Below are 18,509 nucleotides of genomic sequence, written 5' to 3' on the forward strand. Positions count from 1 at the left end.
ACCAGAAAAATCAGCATTAACTTCGTGTAGCTTTGTTTATTTAAGAAGCCGCGACGAAGATTAGGCTATTCTAGCCAACAGTCTTTAGGTAGCTTAAAAATGACAAACACGTTTTGAGGCAAAGGCTTTTCAGATACGAAAAGCCTGTAGTATGTCTACTAGCAATCTGTTTGCTCTGAGAGCCTAAGAGCATCTTCCAGCTCTACTCCTAGATAACGAATTGTGTTATCTAGTTTCGAATGGCCGAGTAAAAGCTGTACTGCCCTAATGTTTTTTGTTTTTGCATAAATTAGGGTGGCTTTGGTACGGCGCATCGAGTGTGTACCATAGTAATCCGCATTTAGGCCGAGCTTAACAGCCCAACTCCGAATTATTGAGCGATAGTATGAGTAACTGATTGACTGTTCCTCTCGACGACCGCTAGGAAAAAGAAAGCTGTTAGCTTCTAGTGATGCTGCATAGATCCATCGACTTAAACTTTGCTGAGTTTTTGGCGTGATTTCATAGTGTACATCGGTCCCTGTTTTTTGCTGAACACACTGCACTCTTTCATAAATTGTTCCTTGCGAAGAAACATCGTAAACATTTAATTTTAGTAGATCGCTAGCCCGAAGCTTACTGTCAATGGCTAAATTTAGTAAGGCAAGTTGCATCAGATCGTTTTCAATCTCAAGCCGAGTCCTGATACGCCAAATTTCTTCTAACTTGAACGGGCGTTTTATCCCGCTGCTACGCCTTAGTGTTGGACTTCTCATGCTGACCTCCTTGTAATTGTTATTGGTCAACATATAGTTTGGCTGCCATTAATCACGTTAGGTGTGTCCGGAAGGATATTCTGTCTAGAGGGCCTAAAAGAGAGATGGACACAAGCGAGTTAGATTTTTAAATTGATGATCTATGAATGCGCTTGGTATTGAAAAGACTTGTACCCAAGGCTCTAATTGAACCTAAAAAGCCCCCTAATAATTGGCTTTCCAAGTATTAGGGGGCACTTTTTTTACTAAAGTTTAAGGACTTTAGTTAGCGATAAGCTTTTTCGTAGCGGTTTTATCTTTAGACTTTACCCAAATGACTACAGCTACAAGAACAGCGATTGGAATTAATGGATCAATAATTGTACCGCCTTTACCAAACATTAGGTTAAGTGCCATGATAAGTGAAGCACCGATTGCCCATGCGACCGTTGATGTTACTGACCAAATCTTCAGCTGATCCGTTAGCTCTGTGATACCTAACGTACGGTTGATTATGTGGAAGTAAGAGTCGTTTAAGTGAGAGAAGCCAACTGGGCCAACCGCACACGCAAGTGCGACAAAGACCGGGTCTAGACCTAATGTTTCAACTAGAGGCAGAGCCATGGTCGCAGCTACCATCATAGATGCGGTTGCAGAGCCTTGAATCAAACGCAACATAGAAGCGATAGCCAATGGCACTAGTAGTGGTGGAATGCCGCTGCTTGCGATTGCTTCCGCGACCTGTGGACCAGCACCCGATGCTTTAAGTACCGCACCCATTGCACCACCACAACCTGTAACTACTAGTATTAGACCCGTAGTAGACAAGGCGTCATCCATTGAACCAACCATGTCTTTACGCTCGATGTGACGAGTTAGACCATACAGTGCCATCAGAACACCAAGACCTACTGCTACTACTGGATTACCAAGTAGAGATAATGTTGTATGAAGTGCAGTATCACCTTTACCTATCAGAGTATTGATTAGAATTAGTGCGATTGGTACAAGGATTGGACCAAATGATAAGAAGTTGCTTGGTAGATCTTTGTCGTCAGTTGCTTCAACTTTCTCAAGATTTGCCCAATCCGCATGATTGGTGATCCAAGATTCACCATTTGGCACACGGTAATACTCGTTACCTACGCGGCGGATGTAAATCATCGATAGAAGCATCATAGGAATTGATACCATTAACCCCCACAGCATGTACGTACCTAGGTCTACGCCAAGGATACCTGCTACTGCTACTGGGCCAGGTGTAGGTGGCACAAGCGCATGGGTAATAAGCAAACCAAGTGCTAACGTTACACCTAGACCTACTGCTGACTTACCTGTATCTCGTGAAATTGCGCGAACAAGAGAGTGCAAAATGATATACGCAGAATCACAAAATACTGGAATCGCAACAATAACGCCAGTAAAGCCAAGTGCGAGATCTTCACGGCCTTTACCACAAAGTTTCACGAAAGTTTTCGCCATACGAACCGCTGCGCCAGAGCGTTCAAAACACGCGCCCATGATCACGCCAAATGCGATGATTAGACCTATGCCTCCAAGTACGCCGCCAAAGCCCGCTTTAATTGCATTAATCAGTTCTACTGGTGCCATTCCTGCGAATAACCCCATGATGATGCTCGAAATAACCATTGCAAGTGCTACTGGGATACGTGTTTTCACGATCATTCCCATCATGGCAATAATACCAATTACAATGCCTATCAATGCTCCGTCCATTTTGGTGTCCTTTTGTTCTTTATTATGTAGGGTGAGTGCATGTGGGCGTTATAAATAGGTACCCACAGCACTTTTTATGTAAGCGATTTACTCTTTGTTAAATCACGTATTTCTAGAGGTAAGCCTTTCGGCTTTAAAATATCGGTTCTCGATTTACAGGTATGTCTTTACCCAGCTAAGCCCTTGTTCTGTTGTGTTTCTAGGGTTGTACTCACAACCAATCCAACCTTGGTAGCCAGAATCATCCAATACATTGAATAAGTGTGGGTAATTCAACTCACCTTCAGATGGTTCATGTCTTTCGGGTACTGAAGCGATTTGGATATGTCCCGTGTAGCGCGCAACATCACGAATCAATGTGCTTAAGTCACCATCCATAATTTGTGCGTGGTATAGATCGAGCTGTAATTTCACGTTTGGGCGATCTACTTGCTTAATCAATTCCACCGCCTCGCGCTGGTGAGCAACGAAGTAGTTTGGAACATCACGATTATTCAGAGGCTCAATCAACAACTCGATTCCCTCCTCTGCAAATTTATCTGCAGCGTAACGGATGTTTGAGATAAAAGTTGCGGTATGTTGTTCGCGAGTGAAACCTGCATCAACAATGCCAGACATTGCGTGAACCTTTTTGCAGTTCAGCGCTTTGGCGTACATCAATGCTGTTTCAACACTTGCCTTGAATTCCTCCTCACGACCGGGAATAGCAGCGAAGCCACGTTCACCCGCATCCCAGTCACCTGGAGGCATGTTGAACAACGCTTGTTCAAAGCCGAACTGTTCCATTTTATTTGCCAACACTTGCGCTTCAAATGCGTATGGGAATAGATATTCCACCGCTTTAAAGCCCGCTTGGTGCGCTTTCTCGAATCGTTCTAGAAACGGAACTTCTGTGAATAACATGGTTAGGTTTGCTGCAAATTTAGCCATTATTTACCTCTCCCTATTAAGTCTTGAACCTCGGCATCCGTTAGGTAGCGAATATTGCTGCCTTTAAGAATGAACGCCAGTTTCGCTGTCTCTTCTAGTTCTTCCGCATTGTCTACTGCATCTTCAAAATCCGAACCAGTAATCACTGGACCATGATTGGCGAGTAGAAAGGCACGGTAATCTCCCGCACGCTGTGCGAGCTCTTCTGCAATTTGCGGATCACCTGGGCGCAGGTAAGGAATTACCGGCAACTCACCAATACGCATAACATAGTAAGGAGTGAAGGCTTTGATAGCGTTCTCACGGTCTAAACCTTCAAGGCACGACAGCGCAGTAAGATAGGTCGAGTGCAGATGAACAATCGCGTTACACTCTGCATTATTCCGATAAATCGCCAAGTGAAATGCCGCTTCCTTCGATGGTTTCTTACCCGAAATATGATTACCTTCGATATCGACTACTGAGAGTTCATTTGCCACCAGCCGGCCAAAAGATGATCCCGTTGGTGTAGCCAAAAAAAGACCATTTGGCAGTTTTAAGGATAAATTGCCTGCTCCGCCTGTCGCATAGCCGCGTTCAAACATAGAGCGTGCCATAGTGACCATTTGCTCTCTCAATTGTTGCTCTGTCATTGAATCTATACTCATCACAATCCTACCTATGCAAAGAATGACTGCGCTTTGGCAAAGAAATTTTCATCGCCGAAATTGCCAGATTTCAATGCCAGAGAAAGATCGCCTTCTACCGATTTCACCCAAGGTACACCTGGTGCAATCTGAGGACCGATATGGAAGCCTTTCACCGCTAGACTTTGAGTCACAACGCCAGAGGTTTCACCACCTGCAACGATAAAGTTTTTCACGCCGTGTTGCTCAAGTTTGATAGCGAGCTTTCTAAAGAATTGCTCAACCGCGTGGCTTGATGCTTGTGCGCCAAACTCTTGTTGAATTGCTTTCAGTGCAGTTGCATCTGCAGTTGCGTAAACCAACGGAGCAAACTCACTTCCAATGTTAGTCATCACCCAATCAAACACTTGGTTTGAGTACTCTTCGTTTGTAAGGCAGGCGTTAACATCGATAGCAAAATGCGGTGCTTTTTCTTTGTAGACTGCCACTTGTCGATTGGTCATTACCGAACACGAGCCAGAGAACACTACCGTTGGTGCTTTTGCCGGACTACCCGCTTGCTTTGCATCACTTTGATCTTCAAGATGCTCAACCCAGTTCCTTGCAATGCCCGACGCTAGACCCGAGCCGCCAGTAACAAGTTTTAGCGATTTGGCTGCTTGACCAAGCGTGACAAGATGATCTGCATTAAATGCATCTACCACTGCGTAGCGATTGCCTTGTAATTTAAGTTCTTCAAAGCATTCTGTTACAGCTTGAGAACCTCGTTCAATGACTTGGAAGTTAATCAAGCCAGATGTGCCCTGAGATTGCGCATCCATCATACGAATCAGACTAGAATCAATCATTGGCGTAACAGGATGGTTACGCATACCTGAATCACTTAACAGGTCTTGGAAAACAAACAGGTGACCGTTGTAAACCGTGCGACCATTTACTGGCAGTGCTGGGCATACTATTGTGAATTCTTCATCTAGCTCCGCTAAAAGTGCATCAGTCACAGGGCCAATGTTACCTTCTGCTGTGCTGTCAAAAGTAGAGCAATACTTAAAATAGAACTGCTGACAGCCGTTAACTTGTAGCCACTTAAGTGCAGCTACTGAATCATTGATTGCTTCGTCCACAGGACAAGAGCGAGACTTAAGACTGATTACTACTGCATCTGCGTTTACATCTATCTCTTCTTTTGGAATGCCGTTAAGCTGGACTGTGCGCATTCCGTTTTCTACTAGAAAACCTGCAATATCTGTTGCGCCAGTAAAATCGTCTGCGATAACACCTAATAACATAATTTCTCCTCCGCTTTACGTGCGCTTATTTTTGTTTGCTATCCACACCAGGAAGCTCTATGCCATCAAAAATCTTGATAACTGCACTGTCATCTTCCTGACCAAAACCAGCATTGCTTGCACTAACAAACATGTTGAGAGCCGCACTTGATAGAGGAAGTGGGAACTTCAGGTCTTTCGCTGTATCAGACACAAGATTTAGGTCTTTCACAAAAATGTCGACCATAGATTTTGGCGAGTAGTCACCATCAACCACATGCTTCATGCGATTCTCAAACATCCATGAATTACCCGCAGCGTTAGTCACAACGTCATACATCAGATCTAGAGGGATATTGGCACGTGCTGCTAATGCCATTGCTTCTGCACCCGCAGCAATATGAACACCTGCTAATAGTTGGTGGATGATCTTAACTGTTGCCCCAAGACCAACCTCTTCACCAATGTTGTACACCTTTGCAGCTGTTGCTTTCAGCACCAGTTCAAGTGCATCAAAAGTACTTTGCTTACCAGATGCCATGATGGTCATTTCACCTGATTCCGCTTTAACCGCACCACCAGAAACAGGAGCGTCTAGCATCACTAAGTTGTGTTCAGCCAGTTTCGCCTCAATCTGTTTTGCATCTTCAGCCGAGATAGTCGCTGAAACCATCACAGGCGTGTTGGGTTTGAGTGCCGCAGCCAAACCCGTTTTAAAGAGCACGGTATTAACTTGTGCTGCGTTCACAACTAGAACAAGAACAGAATCTAACTCATCTGCAAACTCAACCGCATTGGTTGATACTGCTTTGGCGCCAAATGAACCTAGTTCTTCAAGAGCTTGAGGGTTAAGGTCAAAACCATATACATCAAGGCCTGCACGCACGCATGACTTCGCTGCCCCCATACCCATAGAACCTAAACCAATAACACCGACAGATTGGATTTCACTCATAGCTACAATGCCTTCTTAATAAATATTGAACTTAATGTTGTTAATTCTTGTTTTCTGGTTGTGATTATATGTGAATGCTCATATCGATACTTGGTTTAAAGTCACACTTTTCACAAAAATTAACATACAGAGATATTTACCCCCTTTAAAGGCGGGTAAAAAAGATAAAACTAGAGGTAAAAGTAAACTAGACTCCATTTATGAACATAAATTCACAGATATTCACAAACCCAAAAAAGATTGGTAGGATGTTAAAAAACAAGAAGATAGAAGCGAAACTATGATCCCAGCAGAACGCCAAAGAACCATTTTATCTCTACTCTCACATCAAGAGGTGTTAAGCATTTCAGATTTGACCGACCATCTTGGTGTATCACACATGACTATTCGTCGAGATATTGTGAAGCTTGAATCTTCAGGTAAGGTCATCTCTGTCTCTGGGGGTGTTCAACTGGCGCAAGCATTACATGTAGAGTTATCTCATGATGCAAAAGTGGAACAGCAAGCTAATGAGAAAGCACATATCGGCAAAATTGCTGCCACATTGATCAAGGAAGATGCGACGATTTACCTTGATGCAGGTACGACTTCATTGGAGATAGTACGTCAGATTGTAGATCGCGATGATCTTCTTGTTATCACTAACGACTTTTCTATCGCAGCCTTTCTAATGAATCACAGCCAATGTGAGCTTTACCACACAGGTGGCAAGATCGACCGTGAAAATCAATCGACCCTCGGAGGTAAAGTCGCAGAATTTCTTAATGGGATGAATATTGATATAGCCTTTATCTCCTCTTCTTCATGGAGTATGAAAGGACTATCGACACCCAATGAAAACAAGGTATTGGTTAAGCAAGCAATAGCTAATTCTGCACAAGTTAGTTACCTCATCTCTGACTCAACTAAGTACGGCCGCATTGCAAGTTTTCATGCTTTAGATCTCGAACAGTTAGATGGCATTATCACTGATGAAAATCTATCTGAAGTTACAACTAATGAATTATTGGATAAAGGATTAGATGTATATAAGAGCTATCCCATTGAATCACCTTAATCCAAGTAGCTCTAAATTTATAAAGTATAACCTTATGGGCTTTTGTACGATTAACATAAAGTTGTAGGGAGCGTAATTTGCATTTCTGAACTAAATCATTGGAATAGAAATCATTAAGACAGCTCGTCTACCAAATTTCTATTCCAAACCGCTGCAATGAAGATCCTTGTTAGCCGATCTGCTGGCGCTAACTCACTTTTGGACAATTCCAAGTTACGATCTGTAGAACACTCTAACCTTTCGCATAACTTCAATAACACAATTATGCGACTGCTTTGTCTCGGCTTCTCCCTGCATCTTCGCCTTGCGTCAAATTTTCCACGATGTCTAAGTTAGTCCGCATACCCTGCCTAGCCTTTGCCCCTGCGTAGAGTTGGCGTTTTATATTACTGTGTTGCAGGGGCGTAGACTCATCTAGGTCTGGAGTAACCTCAATCAGGCAAAGCCACCTCACCCTCGCCTCAATGGATGCGCGACCGTGTCGATACAATAGCAATCTTGACAAAGCCCTTTGGCATAGTTCCGATATTCTTTTCGATACCAGCCTTAACTTGCAGCATAGTTGCGGTTGAACCTGATTCAATCACACTGCGCACCAGGCAAGGGGAATAAGCGACAAAACCTGCCTCATACGTATTAAAAAAACCTTACTTGGGGGAGCTCCGGCTTAGTTCATCGTTACTTGCGATTTCTCAATTATTTTACGATGGTGCGACAGGTCGTCCCTGATTATTTAACGTTCGTACAGTTTTTTCGGTGAACAATATGGCTATAAACGCACTGCGTCGTCGAGCCACCTTTGTACCTCTTGTAGCTTGCCATCGCTGGCGAGGATAGAATTACCTGCGCCAACAACAGAGTTATCTTTTTACTACAGTTCTTCATTGAAAATGCTCTGCTTAGCGTCCGTCCATTCGCCATAGGACTCAGCCGAATTGGTACGCTCGTGGGTGTAATCATCTTCCTCGTAAAAGCTAATCCCTTTTAGCTTGCCGTCGGCAAATTCAACGAATATGTCGCGGTGTGTCCCGACGGCTTTAATCGCCCAGCGGCCAACCGTGTAATTTTCATCGCCATGGTATTGCAGGTCTTCATCGATCGCGTTGTAGCCTTCAACAACTTGGTCGCCAAAAACGAATTGAACTCCAACTTTTTCAGAGTTAAACACCTCTTGGCTTTCTTGCCCCTCGATTTTCTCCCCCTCGCCGTAGCCGTAGTCAATCGAATACTGGCTATGGTCAGTGAAAGTAACCTCTCCTTTAGCCTCGCTGCCCCAGACATATGACCCTTTAACGCTCAGGAATATGATTTCGTCAGTGCTAAATTGCTGGGCATTACCGTCCCACTGAGTTAGCGCGAAATTACCACCATCTTGTCGGACTTTCCAGTGCATAGATCCATCGTTGATTTCGTACACCTGCACATCTTGGGCAAACTCTAGTGGAACGACATCAGGGAACGGTACCTGTTGAAGAACGCCGTCTTTCTCAAGCTGTTGATAGCCAAAACCATACGGATAAATCTCATCTGGATTAAGTTGCTCAAGCTTTTCTGGTGTTCCCTGGTCAACTGCTATTGGCGTGCATAGGCCAGTTTCTGGGTTGTAGTAGCCATTGTTGGTGTAGACGGTGGATTGAACACACAACAAAGCGCTCTCAAGCTTGTTCACACGCTCGCTAAGCTCTTGCATAGGCGTCTGAGTTGCATCAACTACAGTTCGACCGCTAGGCGATTTCTGATCAATAAGTTGATTGATTTGCTCGGTCTGTGCTGGTGGAAGTTTTGCCGAGACTGGTGTTGGTGTCGAATCACTGCCACCACAGCCAAACAAAACCGATGCCGAGACTGCTAGTAAGATAATTTTTTTCATTTTCGGACCTGAATGTTGTGTATTAAAAATAGAAAATTCGTTTTTCAGCTAAGCAATTTCGAAGAAACTTCTTATCTTTTCCCATCAGAGCGGAGCAACGGGGATAGCAAAGACAATTGATAGCCAATATAGAGTGGGCGTCAGTTAATAGCCGTATTTTGCTGTGCTTACCTTTTCCCAAAGTCAGCTGTTTTCACCGACTAGCCTGTCGTTCTGCTGCTTTAGTTCTGCAATGTCGTGCCGCAAATCAGAGCATTCGTTAGGTGTCTAGGCATATCAGTAAATTACCTCGTCATTATCGTGAAGCTTGCCCATCTCTCTGGCCAAAGCCTCGATATCTACGTGATTTGACTCGATGCCGTTGGTGAACTGGCAGATGATGTAATACCTGCCGTTCTCGCCAATCCACTTCGATTGCGGGTGTGATTTGCGAAGCTCAAGACCATCTTTCTGGAGTGCTCTGTTAACTCTTGCCTCTAGTGTGCGAATAGCTACTTTCATTCCGATTGCCCTGTTACTGTGTGTTTCTGTTGGGCTGATAATATACCTATGAAGTATTTAAAGAATGAACAGAAGTATGGCGTTTGTTCATCTTTTAATTGGCTGGAATATGGGACGTTAGTACGCATCTCTGGGCAAAGGTGAGCTAGCTTTAACCTCGTCACACGTCTCTGGATATTTCTGGTTTAGTCCTTTCCTCAACACAACCTGAATACCTACGTGATATTAGAGGAATATGCCGAAAGTTCGCCACAATTCACCATGTAGTGTTGAATTGTGGTGAATAGCGACGTAACAGCATTTACGAGCAAAATATGTGTACGACAAATGGGCGAAATTACGCTTTTGATGTGATGGACTTTAAGGTTATATGGGCGGTAACTCTTATCAACTACGTTAAGCATCTGAATGAATTGATTTTTATAGTAACTAAATTAATTGCTCGACCCACTATCTTATAGTGGGTTTAACTACATTGATTGAGGCGCCACTTTCTGGAAGCAAAGCACCCTCGCACGTAAAACACGAAATGGGGCAGAACTGAGCTAGCCATATTAACTAACTCCTAGACAAGCAAAAGTGCGTCAAAAATACTAATTAAATAGAGTGTTATAGATTAGCTAAACTATTGCGAGTGACTAAAGATACAGGCGCTACCAAACCGCTTCTAATCAGGTAGCCAAATAACTTGGCTACCTGATTAGAAGCGGCTTTACTTTAAACCTAGAGCAGTGGCTGCACGCTCGGTGGCAGGCTATGCCATAACTGATCTTTGTTGAAGGATCGGTAGCCATAGTCGTATAACAGACGCATATATTGCAAAGTATCCGCATGGTCTGCGAAATACTCAAAATCAGAGTCAATAAATGCTAGATGAAAGCCAATATCATTCTGCTTTGAAAAGTGATAGATGTGCTCCACATCACCCACACCTTGGTTTCGAGTTAACGATGAGATTGATCTTACCGAAATATCGGCAAGATCATAATCGATACTACGAAATGTAGGCTTTAGCCTACCATTACGAATAACGAAAATGTTCTGTTCGAAACCATCTTCAGCCAAGCTGGTTCTCATCCATTGAGGTGTTGCAAAAACTTGTCTTGATATTCCCCCATCAACATGAACTTCATCATAATGGTTAACGCCATCACTTATTGAAATCAATTTTGCAGGAAAGAGGCCAGGAATTGAGCTACTTGCAATAATTATATCTTGAATCAAAGCCATCGCTTCTGGGCTACCTTCTTTTGCGATTAGTCCAATATCCCAAAGTGCCAGTTTTTCATTATCTAAGCTTGTAGTGCCTACAATGAGAATTCGACCTTTAGCACGTTCGGCAGCGAGAGCCTGCATCATTTGCATATCAACTTCTGCTCGCACCTTCCCTTCAAAACCAGATACATCAACAAACGCATTTCTTGTGCCAATACTAAATAGCGCATTCTTTTTGAACATCTCATCCATAGACGTTTGCGTATAATAATTTCGTAATGCTTCATCATAGTCTTCGCCTAAATAAGCAAAGACCGACACAATTGCTCCTGTTGAAATACCACTTATCAGATCAAACTCTGGCCTTTCACCTGTCTCGCTCCATGCGTTGAGTATCCCAGCAGAAAATGCACCATTAACGCCGCCTCCCGAAAGTGCTAAATAGTTAATAGGCTCGCCCTCTGCCTTATTACTGACAAGCTTTTCATACTCTCCATGAAAGTCGTAATCTGAACTGTTCAAGTTATCACCATCCCAAAATCGAGCATTGGTAATATTAAGTGGCATCAGCGTCTCACTTTTAGGGTGAGCCTGCCGCTCGGGCGTTTGGCTGCATGCTGAAACCAATAATGCAGAACACAAAACAATCAGTGTTGGTACTCGCCTTTTCATCACATCCATCCTCCAGCGAGTAGCCAAGGGATCAACAGTGCATTTGCTAAGTCGATAAAAAATGCGCATACCAGAGGTACCACGACAAACGCTAAGTGCGAGTTACCATACCGAGAAGCCACCGCAGACATGTTCGCCATTGCTGTCGGTGTAGAACCTAGGGATATTCCACCAAAACCGGCACATATCACTGCAGCATCATAATTTTTGCCCATTGATGGAAACACAACAAACAAGGTGATTAAAACCGCCACGATGAACTGCGCACCCAAAATAGCAAATATTGGACCAGCCAAATCGATTAGCGTCCACAGTTGCATACTCATTAGCGACATTGCAAGGAAAGTTCCTAAAGCAATTTCTGAGATAAGGGCAACTGCAGGCTGTCGAGACGGCCACTTTGTACCTGTCACTGTTGGCAATGAACTTGGTACCAAATTGGTCACTATAATCCCGGAAAATAAACAAGTGACGAACAATGGGAGTTGCAGCCCTACTGCTTCTAAAGACTCATTCAAGACCGCACCCAAAATAATACACACATGAATAGCCAGAACCGCATCTAGAAAACCCATTGCTGTGACTGGCTCATCTGTATTATTTTCTTTGATCCCAACATCCAATGGTTCGTTTGTACTAGGCGATAATTTGTGGCGCTTAATCAAGAACTGAGCAATTGGCCCACCCATTAAGCTCGCCAGGATCAGACCGAATGTGGCACACGCGATACCGATTTCCATCGCATTCGCTATTCCATAGCTCTCGCTAATACGTGGAGCCCAAGCTATTGCAGTCCCATGACCGCCAATTAGCGATACACTGCCACCAAGTAATCCTACCTGTTCCGGCAAGCTAAATAGGCTAGCGACACCAATACCCACATAATTTTGGACAAACATATAAGAGATCGTGATCGCCAAGAGAATGAGCAGAGGCTTCCCTCCTTTCAAGAGATCCTGCAAGCTAGCATTAATACCTATAGTGGTGAAAAAATACACCAACAAGACATCACGGCTAACAAGGTCGAAGCTGATTTCTTTACCTGTGACAAAGAAAATCAGAGCGATAGTGATCGATAAAAGTAAGCCGCCACTGACTGGCTCTGGAATATTAAAATGAGCGAGTGGAGCCCACGCTTTTGTCAGCCTCCTGCCAATAAAAAGAACAATAATGCCTAATGTAAATGTAAGGAAAGACCCGATTAAAATCTGGTCGCCAGCAATGTCCATCTCATATTTACCCTAATTTTTGAGCGCAATAACCCCCCAACCCCAGAGGTCTGGCGAGGTTATATTGCATTGAAGAAGTATTTACTCGAAGAAAGTAAACGTAATAATTGAGGCTAAGAACTCTCTTGTGCGTTCCAGCTTCCACCTAGCGCTTTGTGTAACTGCACCACTAATTGAGCGGTTTGAGCTCTGGCCAGCAATTCTTGCTCATCCAGAAGTAACAATTGTCGCTGAGCATCAATTAACTCTATTTGATTAATCAAACCTGAACGATAGAGAGCTTGTGCCCGCACATAAGCTTGCTCACCATATTCTTGAGCTTCGCTAATTCGCTTGTGATATTGGCGACTGTCATCGTATGCACTCAGCAATATTTCAACTTCGCTGATCGCAGTATTCACACTGCCTTGATATCGAAGTAAAGCACTTTCTAGATTCGCCTCTTGAATGGACAACAACGCGTCCTTTCGTCCGCCATCAAATAGGTTCCACTTGATGCCACCCCCTACGCTCCACGCCAAAGAATCAGAAGAGAACAAGTCCTCAAAGTTCTGTGCAACAAGCCCTGGGCTGCCAGACAAATAGAAGCTAGGGTATTTGGCAGCAACCGCACTTCCCACTTGATGGTTTTGCGCCAATATCTCCAGCTCCGCACTTTTCACATCAGGTCTACGTTGTAGTAATTCTGACGGTAATCCCATCGGAACTACCCCAGTAAAACTTGGGAATGTTTCCGTTGCCTTCAAAGACTCGAAGAACTCCGCATTATGTTCACCTAACAATATTGCTAAGCGGTGCTTATGAACATTTTCGGCGGTTTCCAGTTGTGGCAATATTGCTTGAGTTTGCGCCAGCATGGTTCGAGAGCGCGACACTTCTATATGCGAAGCGATCCCTGATTCTCGTAAGTGTTCAACGCGCGCCAGTGACTTGTGTTGTCGTTCAATCGACACCTGAACAATATTCTGGCGTTGTTGCGCGCTGCGCATCTCAAAGTAGTTGCTCAGCACCTCAGCGGTGATCGCTATCGTAACGCCGTCTTTAGTCAGTTCAGCTTGGCTGGCTCGAACTTCAGCAGCATCACTCATTGCTGAAACTCTACCAAATAAGTCCGCCTCCCAAGATACCGACACACCGGTTAGAAAGTTCCCCGCGGAACTATCTACAAGATCACGTCCCATCACTGATGCACCTATAAGTTGACCTGTAAACGCTTCATTTTCACTAAGGCCAATGTGCCCATACCCAAAACCAACATCAATGCTCGGGACTTTCAACGAACTCACTGCACTGTGGTATGCCTGAGCCATAGTGATATTTTCAGCAGCAACTTTTAGTGAAATATTCTGATGCTGCGCCTTTTGTACCAAGTCACTTAATAACGGATCATCAAACGCTTCCCACCAGTTCGTATCGACTTCGCCTCCAGTCTCAATATTTTCTCCATCGTATAAATAGGTTTGGTTAAAGTTAACGTAATCTTGCGGTACTTCAGGTGTCATTGAACAGCCCACTACGCTCGCCAAAATACTCATAACCATGAGCGATCTAACAGGCAACATGCTTGCTCTCCTCTGTTACTGGTGTGCCATTAAGCTGCTCTTGCTTGCGAAAAACAAAGCTGTACAAAGCAGGCATAACAAACAAAGACAAAATCGTTGCCACTATGAGACCACCGATAATAGTCGCTGCCATTTGGTCAAATAACGCGTCATTAAGTAACGGAATCATCCCAAGCGCCGTTGTTAAAGCACTCATTGAAATGGCAAGCGTTCTATTTAATGTTGCATCTTCAATCGCTTTATCTAAAGCGACCCCTTTCTTAAGCTCCAAGCCAATTTGATCCATTAACACAATGCCATTTTTAATGATCATGCCACTCAAACAAATCGCACCCGTTAGTGCCATAAAGCCAAACGGCTTGCCAAAACCTAACAGAGCAAATGTTGCGCCTGTCGCGGCTAAGGGAACGGTAAACAGAATAATCGCTGGCTGTTTCAAGCTGTTAAACAGTGCAACCATAATAATGATCATGATGACGCTCGCGGTTGGTAGCTGATCAAATACATCCTTAACAACACGGTGTTCATCGTAATACTCTCCTCCCCAAACCATTCGATAGCCTCGCGGAAGCTCTATAGCTTCTAACTGCTGTTCTAGTTGCTTACGCACTTCTGAAGCAGTCTCGCCGAACACATCGGCTTGAGCTGTAATGACTGGGAGCCTATCTCGACGATAGATAATGCTCTGCTCATACCCTAGCTCAAAACTATCTACCACTTGACCTAGTGGCACACTGTAACTGCCTAGTTGTGACTGAACAGGCAAGCTCGGTAACGTTTCTAGATCCACATTGCTCACTCGCAGGTTAATCGGTACCTGGCGATTGTTCAGATGCATTGAGGCCACGGGCAACCCTTCATCAATCGCTCTTAATACAGCACCAATATCACTACGATGAATTCCAGCTAAACGCGCTTCTTCCAAATTAATCTGTGGAGTGATTTTCTTACTCGGTCTTCGCCAGTCATCTCTCACATACTTAGTGTTTGAATGCTCATTCATTATCAGTTTCGCTTCCTCGACTAAGCCTCTAAGCACAACAGGATCAGGACCGATAAAGCGTGCTTCGATACTGAATTTATCAGCCGTTGCCATTTTTAAAGGACGGAAGCGTGGCTCTGCATTCGGAAAATTCTCCGCCAACCACTTGTCACCTCGTTCAACCAATCCTTCAATCGCGCCATGATCTTTGGTATTGATCAGTACTTGGCCATAAGCTGGGTCATCTGGCTCAGGCTCTACTGTCATAGAAAAGCGTGGAGCGCTTGCACCAACAAATGTTGAAATATCTTTTACTTCTGGCTGCTCAAGTAACCAGCTTTCTATCTTCTTCAAATCACTTGATGTTTGATCAAGGTTCGCACCATTGGGTAGCCAGTAATCCAAGAACACAATAGGTCGAGTCGAACTTGGCATAAAGTTCACGTTGACATGTGGCAGTGCCACTAAAGTTGCAACGACTAGAGGCGTCAGCACCAATAGCACTTTCTGTGGCTTACGAATAACCGATGTCAGTGCTTTTCGATAAATATTAGAAAACGCACCACCTTTACTCTCGTTACCTGCATTGTCTTTGTCTGCCTCAGGTTTCAGCCACCATAAACACATCACCGGAGTTAGCGTCATCGCAATAAGCCATGAGAACAGCAGCGACGAGCACATCACTTGCCATACCGAGATTGAAAACTCGGCAACCTCTGTTGTTGCAAGCAACACAGGAAGTACACCCATAATGGCAATTACTGTTGCGCCAAGTAGAGGTATCGCCATTTCTTTAACCGCAGATGCTGCCGCTTTCACTGGCTCTAGTCCCTGTCGGCACTTCACTTTGAATAAGTCAGTAATAACAATGGCGTTATCAACCAGTATCCCTAGCGCCAGAATAAATGATCCAAGGGATACACGCTGTAAGTCAATCCCAGCGACGTTCATGTAGCTCAGCGTCAACAAGATAGACATCACTAAGCTGATACCCACAATCGCTGAACTCTTAGCGCCCATGAAGAACCACAATGTCACAACGACGATAAGTAGGCTCTGCAACAGGTTCACTAAAAAGTCATTCACCGCCTCGTTCACTTCATCAGGCTGAAAAGCAATAGTGTCTACGCTAATACCTAAAGGCAGTTCTCGTTCAAACTCTTCAATTAGATCGGTTAATTGATCTCCCAAAGAAACAACATTAACACCACTGCTGGGGCTCACAGCCACAACAATGGCGTTGTCTCCGTTATAGCGTGCTAAGTTTGATGAAGGTTTTTTGTCATCAAGTGAGATAGTTGCGATATCGGATAGACGCATGACAACACGATTACCATCAAAGCCGATGCGGCCTTGAATCGCTATATTCTCAATATCTCTAATTGTGTGCAGCGCACTCGGGTGCTCTAATCGCAGCCTTTCTCCCTCAATAGCGATTGACCCCGCGTTTAAGCGAGCATCTTGCGCCTGAATTTGCGATATGAGTTGCATTGGAGACAGTTCTAGAGCTACAAGACGGTCTTTATCAATATCGATATTAACAACGGGCTGAGTCACTCCATGTAGCTCAACTTTTCGGATACCATCTACGTCATTAATTCTTCGTTGAAATTCTTTTGCGTACTCTCTTAATTGGCTGTTCTCAATATTCTTGCCTGTGACAGAAAAAAGCATCCCATAGACTTCAGAAAACTCATCTTGAACAATGCTTATTTGCGCCGTTGCCGGGAGTTTGGTCTTCACATCTGTCACTTTTCGACGCAGAAGATCCCACTCTTGTGGCAATTGTGCATTATTAAGATCTGATTTTAAGTCGACAAAGATCATCGATACGCCAGGCCTAGACAAAGAGCGTATCTGATATAAGTTCTCTAATGTTTGCAGTTCTATTTCTACATTGTCAGTAACATGATTTTCCACCTCATCCGCTGTCGCACCCGGATAGAGAGTAACTACCACTGCGGTTTTTACTGTAAACTCGGGGTCTTCCAATTTGCCCATTTGCATATAAGAGGCAAGGCCGGCAAAGACACAAAGTACAGCAAAAAAGCCAATAAACGTTCTTTGACGAAGCAGTAACTCTATTATCTTCATCTCGCCATCTCCTGAAGCTCACCTAACTTCTGGCCCTCAACAAGGTAATCTGCTCCAGACACAATGACTTGGTCACCTTTTTGCAAACCTGCAACAACACAAACCTGTTTTGAATTCATCTCAACATGCTCTACAGGAATAGAGTGCGCTTCGCTCTCACGGGCGATAAATAAGCTTGGTTGTCCTTCGTATTCAACGATTGAAGAATAAGGAAGGCAAACACCTTCGGCCGCAACTCCTTTGACGATGGAGACATCAACCGTTTGACCAGGCAACAATTCGCCATAGTCAGAATCCAACGCTAACTTAACTGGGAAAGTACGTTTTAATAAGTCTGGCTTGGTCGCGATTTCAGTCACGATAGCAGGGGCTTGGATGTTCAAACGCTGATTCCACACTGTCGCTTCTTGCAAACGTTCAAAATGACCGATCAAGCGCTCTGGTACATCAATAGAAACTTGCAATAACTGAGGTTGATGAAGCTGAAATACAGGTTCACCTGGCGACACTTGTTCGAATGTTTCTCTATTTTTTGTCGCCACCACGCCACTAAAAGGCGCGATTAGATAGGTGTAACCCAGAGCATCTTGACCCTTCTGAATGTTTCTTTGAATAATTTCTACTGAAGCACTTGCGCGCTCGAGGGCACTTCGCGCTCTATCTAGATCAACATCAGCTATTGCATCGGCTTGTTGTGCTGATTTTGCACGTTCAAACTCTATCGTGGACAAACGCTGTGCAGACACTGCCTCCGATAATCTAGCTTCAAGCTCGGCAATATTGACTTCGTAATCGTGGGGATCAAGCCTAGCCAGTACTTGCCCCTTCTCAACGAAATCACCCACTACCACATTCGTGTGCTGAATCACCCCAGGAACACGAAAAGATACAGCAGCTTCTTGCTGTGACTCAACAACGCCAACAAAGCTTCTCAATGTTGTATTCTGGGGTTGAGCAACGCTCAGTACTTGAACTGGCCTTAGCTCTTTTTCACGAACATCAGTTTCAGCCTGACATCCAACGAGTAATAAAAGCAGCCCACCCAAAGCAACACGACTGCAAACCTGATAGTTCATT

The 18,509-nt window shown here is 44.2% G+C and carries 15 protein-coding genes; 1 reads left to right on the forward strand and 14 read right to left on the reverse strand.

Annotated elements, in window-relative coordinates; genetic code table 11:
• Positions 1 to 158: 158 nt before the first annotated feature.
• The 6 genes from OCU46_RS14535 to ltnD form a co-directional block, all read right to left on the reverse strand.
• The gene (locus OCU46_RS14535) at positions 159 to 755 is read right to left on the reverse strand and encodes a tyrosine-type recombinase/integrase (protein WP_141272964.1); all 597 of its coding nucleotides are present in this window, start codon (positions 753 to 755) and stop codon (positions 159 to 161) included.
• Between the two features lie 261 nt (positions 756 to 1,016).
• Positions 1,017 to 2,471: a GntP family permease gene (locus tag OCU46_RS14540; RefSeq protein WP_141272962.1), complete on the reverse strand. Its 1,455-nt coding sequence runs from the start codon at positions 2,469 to 2,471 to the stop codon at positions 1,017 to 1,019.
• 153 nt (positions 2,472 to 2,624) lie between these two features.
• Positions 2,625 to 3,401, reverse strand: a complete 777-nt coding sequence (otnI, locus tag OCU46_RS14545) for a 2-oxo-tetronate isomerase (protein ID WP_141272960.1) — start codon at positions 3,399 to 3,401, stop codon at positions 2,625 to 2,627.
• On the reverse strand, positions 3,401 to 4,048 hold the full coding sequence (gene otnC / locus OCU46_RS14550; RefSeq protein ID WP_371858854.1) for a 3-oxo-tetronate 4-phosphate decarboxylase: 648 nt from the start codon (positions 4,046 to 4,048) through the stop codon (positions 3,401 to 3,403). The genes otnI and otnC overlap by 1 nt, the downstream gene beginning before the upstream one ends.
• A gap of 11 nt (positions 4,049 to 4,059) precedes the next feature.
• Positions 4,060 to 5,316 (reverse strand): 3-oxo-tetronate kinase, encoded by a 1,257-nt coding sequence (gene otnK / locus OCU46_RS14555; protein ID WP_141272958.1) that lies wholly within the window; start codon positions 5,314 to 5,316, stop codon positions 4,060 to 4,062.
• 25 nt (positions 5,317 to 5,341) lie between these two features.
• Positions 5,342 to 6,250: an L-threonate dehydrogenase gene (gene ltnD, locus OCU46_RS14560; protein ID WP_141272956.1), complete on the reverse strand. Its 909-nt coding sequence runs from the start codon at positions 6,248 to 6,250 to the stop codon at positions 5,342 to 5,344.
• Between the two features lie 280 nt (positions 6,251 to 6,530).
• Here ltnD and OCU46_RS14565 point away from each other — a divergent pair, with 280 nt between their 5' ends.
• The gene (locus tag OCU46_RS14565) at positions 6,531 to 7,307 is read left to right on the forward strand and encodes a DeoR/GlpR family DNA-binding transcription regulator (protein WP_141272954.1); all 777 of its coding nucleotides are present in this window, start codon (positions 6,531 to 6,533) and stop codon (positions 7,305 to 7,307) included.
• A 262-nt stretch (positions 7,308 to 7,569) separates the two neighbouring features.
• Here the strand turns inward: OCU46_RS14565 and OCU46_RS14570 are convergent, their stop codons facing one another.
• From OCU46_RS14570 to OCU46_RS14605, 8 genes are all read right to left on the reverse strand, one after another.
• Complete coding sequence (locus OCU46_RS14570) at positions 7,570 to 7,761, reverse strand: hypothetical protein (protein WP_141272952.1); 192 nt, start codon at positions 7,759 to 7,761, stop codon at positions 7,570 to 7,572.
• A 417-nt stretch (positions 7,762 to 8,178) separates the two neighbouring features.
• Positions 8,179 to 9,177 (reverse strand): hypothetical protein, encoded by a 999-nt coding sequence (locus OCU46_RS14575; protein WP_141272950.1) that lies wholly within the window; start codon positions 9,175 to 9,177, stop codon positions 8,179 to 8,181.
• Between the two features lie 276 nt (positions 9,178 to 9,453).
• On the reverse strand, positions 9,454 to 9,678 hold the full coding sequence (locus tag OCU46_RS14580) for a hypothetical protein (RefSeq protein WP_141272948.1): 225 nt from the start codon (positions 9,676 to 9,678) through the stop codon (positions 9,454 to 9,456).
• 723 nt (positions 9,679 to 10,401) lie between these two features.
• Positions 10,402 to 11,565 (reverse strand): patatin-like phospholipase family protein, encoded by a 1,164-nt coding sequence (locus OCU46_RS14585; protein WP_244311453.1) that lies wholly within the window; start codon positions 11,563 to 11,565, stop codon positions 10,402 to 10,404.
• Positions 11,565 to 12,794: a sodium/glutamate symporter gene (gene gltS, locus OCU46_RS14590; protein WP_141272946.1), complete on the reverse strand. Its 1,230-nt coding sequence runs from the start codon at positions 12,792 to 12,794 to the stop codon at positions 11,565 to 11,567. Before gltS ends, OCU46_RS14585 begins: the two co-directional genes overlap by 1 nt.
• Positions 12,795 to 12,907: 113 nt before the next feature.
• Positions 12,908 to 14,356, reverse strand: a complete 1,449-nt coding sequence (locus OCU46_RS14595; protein WP_141272944.1) for an efflux transporter outer membrane subunit — start codon at positions 14,354 to 14,356, stop codon at positions 12,908 to 12,910.
• Positions 14,343 to 17,432, reverse strand: a complete 3,090-nt coding sequence (locus OCU46_RS14600) for an efflux RND transporter permease subunit (RefSeq protein WP_141272942.1) — start codon at positions 17,430 to 17,432, stop codon at positions 14,343 to 14,345. The genes OCU46_RS14595 and OCU46_RS14600 overlap by 14 nt, the downstream gene beginning before the upstream one ends.
• Positions 17,429 to 18,508, reverse strand: coding sequence for an efflux RND transporter periplasmic adaptor subunit (locus tag OCU46_RS14605; protein ID WP_141272940.1), 1,080 nt, complete (start codon positions 18,506 to 18,508; stop codon positions 17,429 to 17,431). The genes OCU46_RS14600 and OCU46_RS14605 overlap by 4 nt, the downstream gene beginning before the upstream one ends.
• Position 18,509: the final 1 nt, after the last annotated feature.

This window comes from Vibrio comitans (genome assembly GCA_024346835.1).
GTDB classification, from domain to species: Bacteria; Pseudomonadota; Gammaproteobacteria; order Enterobacterales; family Vibrionaceae; genus Vibrio; species Vibrio comitans.

Coding starts and splice junctions, on each gene's coding strand:
- OCU46_RS14535 (WP_141272964.1), bottom strand. CDS start 755: ATGAGAAGTCCAACACTAAGGCGTAGCAGCGGGATAAAACGCCCGTTC.
- OCU46_RS14540 (WP_141272962.1), bottom strand. CDS start 2,471: ATGGACGGAGCATTGATAGGCATTGTAATTGGTATTATTGCCATGATG.
- OCU46_RS14580 (WP_141272948.1), bottom strand. CDS start 9,678: ATGAAAGTAGCTATTCGCACACTAGAGGCAAGAGTTAACAGAGCACTC.
- ltnD (WP_141272956.1), bottom strand. CDS start 6,250: ATGAGTGAAATCCAATCTGTCGGTGTTATTGGTTTAGGTTCTATGGGT.
- OCU46_RS14565 (WP_141272954.1), top strand. CDS start 6,531: ATGATCCCAGCAGAACGCCAAAGAACCATTTTATCTCTACTCTCACAT.
- OCU46_RS14605 (WP_141272940.1), bottom strand. CDS start 18,508: ATGAACTATCAGGTTTGCAGTCGTGTTGCTTTGGGTGGGCTGCTTTTA.
- otnC (WP_371858854.1), bottom strand. CDS start 4,048: ATGAGTATAGATTCAATGACAGAGCAACAATTGAGAGAGCAAATGGTC.
- gltS (WP_141272946.1), bottom strand. CDS start 12,794: ATGGACATTGCTGGCGACCAGATTTTAATCGGGTCTTTCCTTACATTT.
- OCU46_RS14585 (WP_244311453.1), bottom strand. CDS start 11,565: ATGAAAAGGCGAGTACCAACACTGATTGTTTTGTGTTCTGCATTATTG.
- otnI (WP_141272960.1), bottom strand. CDS start 3,401: ATGGCTAAATTTGCAGCAAACCTAACCATGTTATTCACAGAAGTTCCG.
- otnK (WP_141272958.1), bottom strand. CDS start 5,316: ATGTTATTAGGTGTTATCGCAGACGATTTTACTGGCGCAACAGATATT.
- OCU46_RS14575 (WP_141272950.1), bottom strand. CDS start 9,177: ATGAAAAAAATTATCTTACTAGCAGTCTCGGCATCGGTTTTGTTTGGC.
- OCU46_RS14600 (WP_141272942.1), bottom strand. CDS start 17,432: ATGAAGATAATAGAGTTACTGCTTCGTCAAAGAACGTTTATTGGCTTT.
- OCU46_RS14595 (WP_141272944.1), bottom strand. CDS start 14,356: ATGTTGCCTGTTAGATCGCTCATGGTTATGAGTATTTTGGCGAGCGTA.